The 13,140-nt window shown below is 55.4% G+C and carries 9 protein-coding genes; 7 read left to right on the forward strand and 2 right to left on the reverse strand.

Features of this window, described 5'->3' with window-relative positions:
* Positions 1-41: 41 nt before the first annotated feature.
* The 6 genes from ispG (at position 42) to AAAH10_RS16115 (ending at position 6,968) form a co-directional block, all read left to right on the forward strand.
* The gene (gene ispG / locus AAAH10_RS16090) at positions 42-1,178 is read left to right on the forward strand and encodes a flavodoxin-dependent (E)-4-hydroxy-3-methylbut-2-enyl-diphosphate synthase (RefSeq protein ID WP_343565440.1); all 1,137 of its coding nucleotides are present in this window, start codon (positions 42-44) and stop codon (positions 1,176-1,178) included.
* Between the two features lie 140 nt (positions 1,179-1,318).
* Positions 1,319-2,563 carry a histidine--tRNA ligase gene (gene hisS, locus AAAH10_RS16095; RefSeq protein ID WP_343565442.1) on the forward strand — a complete coding sequence of 415 codons (1,245 nt, stop codon included), beginning with the start codon at positions 1,319-1,321 and terminating at the stop codon, positions 2,561-2,563.
* Positions 2,564-2,621: 58 nt separating this feature from the next.
* Positions 2,622-3,959, forward strand: a complete 1,338-nt coding sequence (hemA, locus tag AAAH10_RS16100) for a glutamyl-tRNA reductase (RefSeq protein WP_343565444.1) — start codon at positions 2,622-2,624, stop codon at positions 3,957-3,959.
* A gap of 64 nt (positions 3,960-4,023) precedes the next feature.
* Positions 4,024-5,106 carry a peptide chain release factor 1 gene (gene prfA, locus AAAH10_RS16105; RefSeq protein WP_343565446.1) on the forward strand — a complete coding sequence of 361 codons (1,083 nt, stop codon included), beginning with the start codon at positions 4,024-4,026 and terminating at the stop codon, positions 5,104-5,106.
* Between the two features lie 4 nt (positions 5,107-5,110).
* Positions 5,111-5,989, forward strand: a complete 879-nt coding sequence (gene prmC, locus AAAH10_RS16110; protein ID WP_343565448.1) for a peptide chain release factor N(5)-glutamine methyltransferase — start codon at positions 5,111-5,113, stop codon at positions 5,987-5,989.
* A 217-nt stretch (positions 5,990-6,206) separates the two neighbouring features.
* Entirely contained in the window at positions 6,207-6,968 is a 762-nt protein-coding gene (locus tag AAAH10_RS16115) for a DUF4167 domain-containing protein (protein ID WP_343565450.1), read from the forward strand.
* Positions 6,969-7,102: 134 nt separating this feature from the next.
* Here AAAH10_RS16115 and AAAH10_RS16120 read toward each other — a convergent pair whose 3' ends face one another.
* Complete coding sequence (locus AAAH10_RS16120) at positions 7,103-7,867, reverse strand: MOSC domain-containing protein (protein WP_343565452.1); 765 nt, start codon at positions 7,865-7,867, stop codon at positions 7,103-7,105.
* Between the two features lie 557 nt (positions 7,868-8,424).
* Between AAAH10_RS16120 and clpB the strand changes: the two genes are divergently transcribed.
* Positions 8,425-11,010: an ATP-dependent chaperone ClpB gene (clpB, locus tag AAAH10_RS16125; protein ID WP_343565454.1), complete on the forward strand. Its 2,586-nt coding sequence runs from the start codon at positions 8,425-8,427 to the stop codon at positions 11,008-11,010.
* Between the two features lie 99 nt (positions 11,011-11,109).
* On the opposite strand, the gene AAAH10_RS16130 is transcribed toward clpB, so the two are convergent.
* On the reverse strand, positions 11,110-12,525 hold the full coding sequence (locus AAAH10_RS16130; protein ID WP_343565456.1) for a peptidoglycan DD-metalloendopeptidase family protein: 1,416 nt from the start codon (positions 12,523-12,525) through the stop codon (positions 11,110-11,112).
* Positions 12,526-13,140: the final 615 nt, after the last annotated feature.

The raw sequence follows: 13,140 nt of genomic DNA on the forward strand, positions 1-13,140 counted from the left end.
TTATCTGTTGTCTGTTACAGCCCGCTACGGAGCCTGTTTAAATGTCTTCTATCCGCCCCTGGCGCGATATCTATCGCCGTAAATCCCGTCAAATCATGGTGGGAAATGTTCCTGTTGGAGGTGACGCACCGATCACAGTGCAGTCCATGACCAACACGCTGACGACAGATGTTGCTGCGACAATGGATCAGATCCGCGCTCTGGAAGAGGCCGGGGCCGATATTGTGCGGGTGTCCTGTCCGGATGAAGATTCAACAAAGGCCCTCAGGGAAATCACACGACAGGCCCAGGTGCCAATCGTTGCGGATATCCACTTCCACTACAAGCGCGCAATCGAAGCTGCGGAGGCGGGAGCCGCCTGTTTGCGTATCAATCCCGGAAACATTGGCAACCAGAACAAGGTGCGTGAAGTCGTCAAGGCCGCCAAGGATCACGGTTGCCCGATCCGCATCGGTGTGAACGCCGGTTCGCTGGAAAAGCATTTGCTTGAGAAGTATGCCGAGCCCTGCCCGGAAGCGATGGTGGAGTCCGCGCTTGAGCACATTCGCATTCTTGAGGACGAGGACTTCTTTGATATCAAGATTTCCTGCAAGGCATCCGATGTCTTCCTGTCCATGGCCGCTTACTCGCAGCTGGCAGAGGCCTGTGACTATCCGCTTCATATTGGTGTGACAGAGGCCGGTGGCCTGCGGACCGGAACGATCAAGTCGTCCATCGGGCTGGGCAATCTCCTGTGGGCGGGTATTGGCGATACCCTGCGCGTTTCACTGTCTGCGGATCCTGTCGAGGAAATCAAGGTGGGCTTTGACATCCTGAAGTCACTGGGATTGCGGCATCGTGGTGTGAACGTCATTTCCTGTCCGTCCTGTGCGCGTCAGCAGTTTGATGTGATCAGGACTGTCGCTGTTCTCGAGGAGCGTCTGGCCCATATCACAACACCGCTGTCTGTCTCTGTGATCGGCTGTGTTGTGAACGGCCCGGGAGAAGCGACCATGACGGATGTCGGTCTGACCGGTGGCGGCAAGGGAACACACCAGATCTATGTGGGCGGTCTGCCGGATCACCGGCTGAAAGATGCAAGCATTGTCGATCATCTGGTCGAGATGATCGAGGCCAAGGCTGAAGAAGTTGAAGCCGCAATTGCCCGTGGTGAAACCCCGGATGTGAAACAGCATTGATTGCCTTCCGGTCTGACAGTCAGACGGAAGGCAAAAGCAATTTGCGGCTTTCTGTAATTTCCCCTATAGAAAATACAGACTTTTCAATCAGGCCTGATGCTGTCCGTTCAGGTCGCTTTTACTGATATCAGGAGAAAAAAATGTCTTCTCTTCAGCCGGTGCGCGGAACCCATGACCTCTTGCCTGAACAGATGCGTGCGCATCGTGCGGTAAGTGATACAGCCCGTCATGTTGCCGCTCTCTACGGCTTTGACGAGATTGCGACACCCATCTTCGAGAAGACGGAAGTCTTCAAGCGCACCCTGGGTGATACCTCCGATATCGTTACAAAAGAGATGTATACCTTTGCCATGAAAGAAGGGGAGGAGATTACCCTGCGTCCGGAAGGGACGGCGGGTGTGGCCCGTGCTTTCATGTCCAATGGTCTGAGCCAGAGCCTGCCTCTTAAGCTCTTCTATTCCGGCCCGATGTTCCGTCACGAGCGCCCGCAGAAGGGACGTCAGCGTCAGTTCCACCAGTTCGGTGCCGAATTTCTGGGAGTTCCAAAGCCGGAAGCGGATGCGGAAATTATCGCGCTTGGGGTTCACATCCTCAGGGAGCTGGGTGTCTATCAGGATACAAAGCTTGAGCTGAACACACTGGGCGATGTTGAAAGCCGCAAGGCCTATCGCGGCGCGCTGATCGAATATTTCTCCGCACACAGGGATCGTCTGTCCGAAGACAGCCTGAACCGTCTGGAAAAGAACCCGCTACGCATTCTTGACTCCAAGGATGAAGGCGACCGCGAACTGGTTGCAACAGCGCCGCTGTTCTGGGATTACCTCAATGAGGAGAGCCGGGACTTCTTCGAAAAGGTAAAGAGCTGTCTGGATGCTCTGGGAATTGCCTATGAACACAACACGCGACTGGTTCGGGGATTGGATTATTACGGTCACACGGCTTTCGAGTTCACCACGACTGCACTGGGTGCCCAGGGCACAGTTCTGGCTGGTGGCCGCTATGATGCCCTGGTCAAGACAATGGGTGGACCGGATACGCCGGGTGTAGGTTTCGCTGCAGGGGTTGAGCGTCTGGCGATGCTGAGCGACAGGGTTGTCGAGGCACCGCGACCATTGGCCATTATCCCGATGGGGGCAGAGGCGGAAACCATGGCGTTCAAAGTGGCTTCTGATCTGCGTTATGCAGGGCACCGTGTCGAGCTGGGTTACAGCGGCAACATGAAAAAGCGCCTGACCCGTGCAAACCGTGACAATGCCTTTGCGGCGATCATTCTGGGCGAGGACGAACTGGCCCAGGGCGCGGTGACATTCCGGGATCTGACATCCGGGGAACAGGAACTGGTCAAGCTTGATCTGCTGGAGCAACGCCTGCATTCTTATCTCTGACGGGCTGTGCGTGTCGATCTGATGCGCCGTCTTGCCTGAGGAAGAGGACAGAAGCTTGATGGGAAATTGCAGCGGGGAAAGGGAGGCATCCGTTCTGGGGCGCCTGGTGGTCGTCGGCCTGAACAGCCGTACGGCTCCGCTGCATTTGCGCGAAAGCCTCTTCGCGGAGGCTCCGGAAGCTCCTGATGAGATCCTGCAGGCTCTTCACGCTCCGGACGTTTCAGAGGGGTTGCTGCTGGCAACCTGCGAACGCTTTGATCTGATTGCCCTTGCGCGAACGGATGAAACCCCGGAGCTGGATAAGGCCGCTTCCTTTCTTTTGGAAACACTGGCTGATTATACTTCTGAAACCTCTGCTTCACTGTCTTCGAGCTGCTATTGCCTCAGTGGCAAGGACGCTCTGAGACACCTCTTTGCTGTTTCTGCCTCGCTCGACAGTCAGGTGGTCGGAGAGCCCCAGATTCTCGGGCAGGTGAAAAATGCCCTTCGGCTTGCGAGGGACAACAAGGCTGCCGGGGCTTTGCTCTCCGGTTTTCTTCAGGCGTCCTTCACGGCAGCCAAGCGGGTGCGGACAGAGACGACAATTGCGCAACAGGCTGTCACTCTGGCTGCATCGGCGTGTCGTCTGGGACAGGACATCCACGGTGATCCCTCGCGCTTTTCCCTGCTGCTGATTGGTGGAGGAGATGCCGGAGAACTGCTGGCGCGCGAGTTCCTGATCAACGGTCTGGCTTCGGCCACCATTGTGCATCCGCGTGCCTTGAGAAGCAGGGCGACAGCCTTGCGTCTGGCCGAGCAGGGAAAGAGTGTGCGGGCCGAAGACTGGAGTGATCTTGATGCGCTTCTGCCTGCCCATGATATTCTTCTTTGCGGATTTCACGGGCAGGCAGGACAGGAGGATCGGGCCTTTCTGGACTGGCAGCGGCTTGGTGAGGTGATGAATAAACGCCGCAGAAAGCCCCTGCTGATACTGGATGTTGCAGAAGACGGCTCCGTTGATCCTGCCTTGCGCTCCATGGACGGGGTGTTCCTCTATCAGCTCGACGATCTGGTTTCCGTAGCCCGGCAGGGGCGGGCCCAGCGTGAGGCGGCCATGATGGATGCCTGGAGAATTCTGGGCGCTGAAATGGAGGCTCTTCAACAGTCTGAACGCCGTCGGAGGGCGACCCCGGCGATTGTCGAGTTTCGAAAGCATGTTGAGGAGCTGCGTCAGCAGGTCTTGGACGAACAGCCTGATTCTGCAGAGCAGGCAACGCACCTGCTGGTCAATCGCCTCCTGCATCCTGTTCAGGAAGCCCTGAGGGAAGGAAGCCTCTCGGAAAAAGACGAGGCCGAAGCCCTTCAACGGACCCTGAGACAGCTCTTCGGGCTTGAAAAACCGTCCGACAGGGGATAAGGCTGAACAATGAAAGGGAAGTCCCCGTGATTTTCCGAGGCAGTGACTTTAGAAAGTTCCAAACGTGAATCTTGAAGACAAGCTGGACGCGGTTCTTGCCCGTCATGACGAACTGAACGCCCTGATTTCGACGCACCCGGACCCGGGTTCTTCCGGGTATACAGGAATGCTCAAGGAGCTTTCTGATCTCGGACCGGTGGTCGAGGCGGTCGGCGAGCTGCGTGCGCATCGTTCAGAGATGGAAGATCTTCAGGAGATGATCGCTGATCCCGACAGTGATGGCGAAATGAAAGCCATGGCCGAAGAGGAGTTCTATGGTCTGAAGGAAAAGCTGCCGGAGCTGGAAAAAAACATGCAGATCCTGCTTCTTCCAAAGGATCAGGATGACGAAAGAAACGCCATTCTTGAGGTTCGTGCCGGGACAGGCGGGGACGAGGCCGGTCTTTTTGCTGCGGAACTGTACCGGATGTATCAGCGCTATGCCGAAGGACAGGGCTGGCGCTTTGAACCACTGGACTATTCGGAGAACGGCATCGGGGGCATCAAGGAGGCCTCTGCGCTGATTTCAGGCAGTGGCGTCTTTGCAAACCTGAAGTTCGAGTCCGGTGTGCATCGTGTTCAGCGTGTGCCTGTAACAGAGTCAGGCGGACGTATTCACACCTCGGCAGCAACGGTTGCTGTCATGCCGGAAGCGCAGGATGTTGATGTGAACATCAACCCGGCCGATTTGCGGATTGATACCTATCGCGCACAGGGTGCAGGTGGTCAGCACGTCAACACGACGGACTCAGCTGTTCGCATCACCCACGTTCCAAGCGGCGTGGTGGTGCAGTGCCAGGATGGACGATCCCAGCACAAGAACAAGGAGCAGGCCATGAAGATGCTGATGACCACGCTCTATGATCATCAGCGGCAGCAGCAGGAAAGTGAAATGGCTGCCAACCGCAAGTCCCAGGTTGGCAGTGGTGATCGTTCGGAACGGATCCGGACCTACAACTTCCCGCAGGGGCGCGTGACGGATCACCGCATCAACCTGACGCTTTACAAGCTGGACCGGATTGTCACAGGGGAATCCCTGCATGAAGTGATCGAGGCCCTGCTGACAGAAGATCAGGCTGCCCGTCTTGCCGAGCTGTCTGAAGGGTAGGGCCATGGCTGCGCTGTCCATTGGAGAGGCTTTGCAATGGGGGGCAGACAGACTGGTTGTTGCCGGCCTTGACGGTGCCCGGCTGGATGCGCGGCTTCTGCTGGCTCATGCTCTCGGGAAGGAACAACCCTATGTGATGGCCTATCCCGAAGTCCTTCTGGAAAGCGATCAGCAGCAGGTCTTCAAGGACGCCATCAACAGGCGGTGTGACAGGGAACCTGTTTCAAGAATTGTCGGAGAGCGTGAGTTCTGGAGCTTGCCTTTTGGTATTTCCCCGCACACGCTTGATCCCAGACCGGACAGCGAGACGCTGGTTGAAGCGGTTTGTGACTACCTGCAGGAACGCCGTCTGGAGGCGGGGATGTCCGGGGAAGACAGTTTTCGGCTTCTGGACCTTGGAACAGGCTCCGGCTGTTTGCTTCTGGCGCTTTTGCACGAGAATCCCGATGCGACAGGGCTTGGCGTCGATATCTCGCCACCGGCTCTTGCACAGGCGCAGGAAAATGCCATGAGGCTTGGTCTGGATGAAAGGGCAGACTTTCTGATCGGGTCGTGGTGTGATTCCCTGGCGGGGGACTGGGATGTGATACTGTCCAATCCGCCCTACATTCCCGATGCAGACCGGAGCTGGATGGAACGGGATGTGCTGGATTACGATCCGCATTCTGCACTCTTTGCCGGTGACGAGGGACTGGATTGTTATCGTATTCTGGTTCCCCAGGCTTTTGAGCGCCTGAAACGTGGAGGACTGCTCGCCGTTGAGATCGGAAGGGGACAGGATTCTGCTGTACAGCGTTTGATGGAACAAAACGGATTTGAGCTTTTGGAACCTGTTGCCGATTTGGGTGGAATCGTACGTGTTTGTCGGGCTCTGCGTCCCTGAAAGACCTTTTTCCGGCTGTTTCAGAAGCTTTCGTGATTATTTTCTTGGAAAGTGGGGGCAGACAGGATAGTTTGGATTCACTGAGAGAGAGCACAGAGAGTGCTTGTGGGGATTTTATTCACAGACATAAACGACAGTGAACTGGCCAGTGGCTCTAAGGGCCATGCGCGTGAAATCCCTTTTAAAACGCCCTTTCAATTAAATCAGTTTGTAGGCGATGAGACAGCAGAGTTCCAATAACGCGAACCGTCGTGCACGTGGACGTACGAACAACGGTCAGAACAATCGTAAACAGCAATCCCGCAATGGTGTTTTTGACAGCAACGGTCCAAACGGACGTATGCGCGGCAATGCCAGTCAGTTGAATGAAAAGTATCTGCAGCTGGCGCGTGATGCAACAGCAGCGGGTGACCGGGTTGTTGCTGAATCCTATTACCAGTTTGCCGAGCACTATTACCGGATCATGAATGATTCGACAGATCCTCAGCGCCAGAGGCCCCAGAATGAACAGGTTGATCCTGCGCAGGCTGAACAGCCGGATGTCGCAGCCGAGGCTTCCGGCGAGGAGCAGGGCGGTGACAACCGTGAACACGGTGGTCGTGGACGGGGCCCCCGGGTGAGAAACATGCGTGGCCGTCGTCAGCGTTATGACAACCGCTCCGATGGGGCGGATGAACAGCGCTCCGGCAATGCGCAACAGGATGCCCGTGATTCTGCTGAACATACTGCCGATCAGACAGGTCAGCCTGCTCAGACTTTTGAAGTGAAGGCCGCTGATGCTGATGGGGAAGTATCCGAACAGGAGGCCCCTCGCCGCAGAGGTCGTCCTCCGCGCAAGAAGGCTGAAGCCTCCGAGGAGAGCCAGCCGCAGGCGGAGGCTTCCCCGGCCAGTGCAGATGCTGAAGAAAAGCCAAAGCGTCCGCGTGGACGTCCGCGCAAGAAACCGGTTGAAGAAACGGTTGATGCGCCTGAAGCATAGGTTTGGTGCAAGATTGAGACAAAAAAGGCTGCGAAAGTTTCGCAGCCTTTTTTCATTTGTTCTGCCTTGCTGCTGTCAGGGCAGCAGGGATTCTGATGAAAGAGGGACAGCTTTTCCCGCTTTTTTTGCTGCTGTCAGGCTTTGATTGCCTGTCCGGTCTGCAGGATGCCGTCATTCAGGGCTGTCATATAGATACCCATCTGGCTGTGTCCGTAGTGATCCAGCAGGGATTTGGGAATGTTCATGTCCAGCTCTGCTGTTTCCAGATTGACGTTTGTTGCCTTGCAGCGGCCAATGTTGCTCTCGACCCTGAAGCGGACCGGGCCGATTGAGATTTCACTTTCAATCCACTCGCGCTCTTCCCACGGGGCCAGCCCCTCGACAAGGATGTTGCCCCGGAACCTTTTGGGATCAATCTCCTTGCCCATTTTCTGCGCCAGCTCTTCAACGGATGCCAGATTGATCAGGGAAATCTGGCGGTGCGGAATATCTGTAAAAGCCTGATCCTGGGCTTCAATCAGGCGGGGCTTGTCTGTGCCCTCCGATTGCAGGAAGGATGCGAAGAACTGTTCCAGCAGAATGCGGCCCATGCGATCGTTCAGTTTGCCCTGTGAAACCTGGCGTCCCTTGCGCAGGATGGTCAGCAGGCTTGTGTCTTCATTGTAAAGCGTTTGCAACTGCGCCAGACGGTGGGATTTTGCCAGCATTGCAAAGTGCCTCTTGGGGCGCCACTCGCCTGTTGCTGGCGTCAGGGGGTTGCTGTCATCCAGTGACAGGGCAACGCCATAGCGTCTGTCATGCGGGAAGAGTTCTCCTGCCGTGACCTTGGTCTGAACCATTTCATCTTCGGAGAGACCCTTTACGGGGAAACGGTGCAAGGCGGCGATTTTACCGGACATAATGACCTCGATCTGTGAGCTTTCGCTGAATGGGGACTCTGCATTTCTGACGAAGCAGTAGTGACTTAAGATGCTGAAATTACATGGATTGAACGAAGATTAGCATGTCATTGACAGAGGGGCGAGAGGCGGAAACAAAAAAAATGCGGGAATCTTGAAAATAGTTCTTGCGAATGATTATCAATAACTGTAGGTTCCTTCTTGTGGTTCCTACCGGGAACATGCAGCAAGGATGAACAAGATAATCTCTCTTCAAGTGGTTGTTTTTGAATGTTTGTTGTTGCCTTCCAGGTATGTACTCATCTCTCCTGACGTAAACTTTGGTTTTTCCAAGCCCCCACCCGACTGGTTCGGGTGGGGCTTTTTTTATGTGGAATATCCCCTACAGAAATAAGGTCTCTTGTTTTTGATGGAATTTTCACCATATCCCTTTTGTGACAATGCTGTAGGATCAGGTTGTCGCATCAGGCGCCCCGCGCTGATTGTCAAAAGCAGGCGGGGACTGTGATCAACACTTGTGTGCTGAATGATCAGGCACGAATGGACGAGTACAGACAATGAATTTGAACAACTATACCGAACGCACCCAGGGCTTCATTCAGGCAGCCCAGGGGCTTGCACAGCGTCGCGATCATCAGCGACTGGTTCCTGAACATCTCTTGAAAGTCATTCTGGATGATCCGGAAGGCCTTGCTGCCAATCTGATCAAGGCAGCCAAGGGGGATCCGAGAAAAGCCTCTGAAGCCGTTGAACGCGAACTTGGCAAGCTGCCAAAGATTGCGGGTCAGGCCGCAGGTCAGGTTTATCTGGCTCCGGAAACAGCACGTGTTTTCGAGCAGGCTGAAGAGATCGCCCAAAAGGCGGGCGACAGTTATGTCACTGTTGAACGTTTGCTGATTGCGCTGGCCCTGAATACGGAAACGCCGACAGGTGCCATTCTCAAGGAAGCGGGGATCTCTGCCCAGGGGCTCAATACTGCGATCAATGATCTGCGCAAGGGGCGGACGGCACAGTCTGCCAATGCGGAAGACAGCTATGATGCCCTGAAAAAGTACGCACGCGATCTGACGGCCATGGCCCAGGGGGGCAAGCTTGATCCGGTTATTGGTCGCGATGAGGAAATTCGCAGAACGGTCCAGGTTCTTTCCCGCCGTACGAAGAACAACCCTGTTCTCATTGGTGAGCCGGGGGTCGGTAAGACCGCGATTATCGAAGGTCTGGCCCTGCGGATTGTCAACGGTGATGTGCCGGAAAACCTTCTCAACAAAAAGCTGATGGCGCTTGATCTGGCCGGAATGGTCGCCGGTGCCAAGTACCGCGGTGAATTTGAGGAACGTTTGAAGTCATTGCTGGAAGAAGTCGCCTCTGCAGATGGCGAGGTGATCCTCTTTATTGATGAGATGCACACTCTTGTCGGTGCCGGCAAGAGCGACGGCGCGATGGATGCATCCAACATGCTTAAGCCTGCCCTGGCGCGTGGTGAACTGCATTGTGTTGGGGCGACCACTCTGGATGAGTACCGCAAGCACATTGAAAAGGATGCTGCTCTGGCACGCCGCTTCCAGCCTGTTGTGGTCGAGGAGCCGAATGTCGAGGATACCATTTCGATCCTGCGCGGCCTGAAGGAAAAGTACGAACTCCATCACGGTGTTCGTATCACGGATGCGGCCCTTGTGGCGTCTGCGACCCTGTCCAGCCGCTATATCACGGATCGTTTCCTGCCGGACAAGGCCATCGACCTGATGGATGAGGCGGCCAGCCGCTTGCGGATGCAGGTGAGTTCGAAACCCGAGGAACTGGATGAACTGGACCGCAGGCTGATTCAGTTGAAGATCGAGCAATCTGCCCTGACCAAGGAAAGTGACAAGGCTTCTCAGGATCGTCTTGCCAGACTGGAGCTGGAAATTGCCGAGCTGGAAGAGCGATCCAATGCGCTGACATCCCAGTGGCAGAACGAACGCTCCAAACTGGCGTCCAGCCAAAAGATCAAGGAAGAGCTTGAACAGGCCCGCATTGCGCTGGAACAGGCAGAGCGGGCGGGTCGGCTGGACAAGGCTGGGGAGTTGAAATACAGCACCATTCCCGGTCTGGAAAAACGCCTTGCCGAAGCGGATGAGGAAGGCGAGCAGCGTTTGCTGAACGAGGAAGTCAAGGCCGACGCCATTGCTTCTGTTGTGTCCCGCTGGACCGGTATCCCTGTGGACAAGATGCTCGAGGGCGAACGCGACAAGCTTTTGAAAATGGAAGAGGTGCTTGGCAAAAGAGTGATCGGCCAGAGCGAAGCGATTGTTGCGATCTCCAATGCCGTGAGGCGTTCAAGGGCAGGTTTGCAGGACCCGTCACGCCCGATTGGCTCCTTCCTGTTTCTCGGTCCGACCGGTGTCGGCAAGACCGAGCTGACCAAGGCTCTGGCGTCGTTTCTGTTTGATGACGAGACGGCAATGGTTCGTCTGGACATGTCCGAGTTCATGGAAAAGCACTCTGTGGCCCGCCTGATTGGCGCCCCTCCGGGCTATGTCGGTTATGAGGAAGGCGGTGTCCTGACCGAGGCCGTGCGTCGTCGCCCCTATCAGGTTGTGCTGTTTGACGAGATTGAAAAGGCGCACCCCGATGTCTTCAACGTGCTGCTGCAGGTTCTTGATGACGGGCGTTTGACAGACGGGCAGGGGCGGACTGTTGATTTCCGAAATACCCTGATCATTCTGACGTCAAATCTGGGGTCTGAGGTTCTGGCGAACCAGCCGGAGGGCGAGGACAGCGAGATGGTTCGTGAGGATGTGATGGCTGTTGTCCGCTCTGCGTTCCGTCCGGAGTTCCTGAACCGTCTGGATGAAGTCCTGCTGTTCCACAGGCTTTACCGTGATCACATGTCCGGTATTGTGGATATCCAGCTGGGGCATTTGCGTGGTCTTTTGAAAGAGCGGGATATCGGTCTGGATATGACGGACGAGGCCATCGGCTGGCTTGCCGGCAAGGGATATGATCCTGTCTATGGTGCGCGTCCGCTGCGTCGTGTGATCCAGCGCGAACTTCAGAATCCTCTGGCAACACTGATTCTGGAAGGCAGGGTTCATGAGGGGCAGACGGTGAAGGTCGATGTCAGTGAGGATGGTCTGCTCATTGATGGGCGTGCCGTTCTCTAGGGAACACTCCTGATCCCTTTCCCAAAAGAAAAGGCCCCGTCCTTTTGAACGGGGCTTTTTCGTGTCTTTGTCGTTGAGCCTTTGCGGGATGACGCTGCCCTATTCTGTATCCGGCTGGGGGATATCCAGGGAGACAAGCTTGTCTTCGGCCTGTTTCATCTGCACCAGCTGGGTGCGCAGGCCATCCAGTTCATCACGATGTGCTGCAAAGCGTGTCTTGTCCTTGCCGCGAAGCTTGTCACCGGCAGGGATCTTGACGCTGAGCGGATTGACCTGTTTGCCGTTTTTCAGCAGTTCATAGTGCAGGTGAGGCCCTGTGGAGCGTCCTGTTGTGCCGACGTAGCCGATGACCTGTCCCTGTTTCACGCGCTTGTTTGCCGTGATGCCCTTGGCAAAGCCTTTCAGGTGGGCATAGGCTGTCTTGAAACCGCTGTGGTGACGAATGCGGATGTAGTTGCCATAGCTGCTGAAGCGGTTGGCCCGTTCAACGACGCCATCACCGGCTGCGTAGATGGGGGTGCCGCGCGGTGCTGCAAAGTCGACCCCCTTGTGCATTTTTGTGTATCCCAGAACCGGATGCTTGCGACGTCCGAAGCCGGAGGAGAGACGGGCGCCGTCAATGGGTGTGCGCATCAGGGCCTTTTTCACGCTCTGGCCCTTTTCGTCATAGTAATCCTCAAAGCCGTCGCTGTTTGTAAAGCGATAGAGGGGCAGCTCTGTTCCCGAAAGGGTAAGCTTGCCGTAGAGGATATCTCCTGTTTTCAGCAAGTTTCCGTTGTCGTCGTAATAGCCCTCGAAAACCACTTCGAAGCTGTCGCCTTTCTGGATTTCACGCTGGAAGTCGACATCATAGCTGTAGATCCGGATCAGCTTGCCAACGGCATCATTCGGCAGACCGGCCTGAACCGCCGCCTGATAGAGACTGTTTTCGATCCTGTGCTCACTGTGGGTTTCCCGCATTTCCAGGGGACGGGCGAGGCCTTCTGCCGAAAAGCTGAAGTCATCGGACCCTTCCGGAGTGTAGGCGGCAACCTGGATGATGTTTTCTACATCCGGTGCGAAGGACATTTCGAGCAGTTGGGCGGACCCTTTCGGGAGGGGCGCATCAACAAGAAGGAGTTCTTCGGCGTCTTCCGGTTTGATTTTCAGATCGATTTCAAAACCGGGTTTGATCTTGCGGGAGGAATAGACCGGCTCCATGGCCTGAATGGCCCTGTAGGCATCTGTTCTTTTGACGCCTGCATCCACCAGCAGATTCATCAGCGTGTCACCGCTGGAGACGGTCACGGTCTTGGCGATTTCGGTCGGGCGCGGAGCTGTCGGCTGGACGCCGATGGACTGGAAGTCCAGTTCGTTCAGAAGCTCTGTGACTTCCGTGCTGGCGCCTTCCTCCTCGGAAAGGCCGGGCAGGAGGCTGCCAAAGGCCAGCAGACCTGCTGTAAAGACGCCTCCCGCGACTGTCAGTCCGCCGATCACGAGTTTTGATGTGATCTGCCGACCGGTCCCTTGTTTCATCGTCACACTCAACTCCGCGTTTTGCGCTTGGCCGGATATCAGCGTCCCTGCAGGAAACTGTGAAAAACCCGGGCCGGAAATTCTCTGGGAGGGATGGTCTTCCTTTTTGAAAGACAACCCCGAAAGAAGCGATGACAAAAAGTGAGGGAATCCGCGCTTTCTGTCAATTGTTCTCTTGGTTAAAAAGCCCAAATGAGACCACTTTGGAGCCTGTTTGTGATCTTTTTGCCTTTTTCCTGTTTCTGCAGGTCTGTTCAAAAGTGTCTCCCGTCAGGACCTTTTCGGGGGCTCGTCTTTACAAAGAAAAACAATTCCTTGCCGAAAACCCCGGTTTTCAGCCGTTTCCCGATTTTAGTCATAAAAAGTTAAAAAGAATCAAAAAAAGGGGTTGCGTGTGTTGATCGAGTTCCTTAAAAGGGCCTTCACCGACGGGGCGGCGCGGTTGAGTGCGGCCCGGTTGGACGAGATTAAGGATCCTTTTGGGATCAGCTGTTTGACATAGTTTTTTGGAAGGGATGCGTAGGCGGCGGTTTGCTGTTTGTATCAGTAAAACTGTCGGTTTATGCATCATACGTGTACACACACATGTGTCTGTTTTCTTTAATGGAGACAGAA

Origin of the sequence: Carbonatibacter coralli (assembly GCF_039592655.1) — a bacterium.
Classification (GTDB): Bacteria; Pseudomonadota; Alphaproteobacteria; order Kiloniellales; family Kiloniellaceae; genus Carbonatibacter; species Carbonatibacter coralli.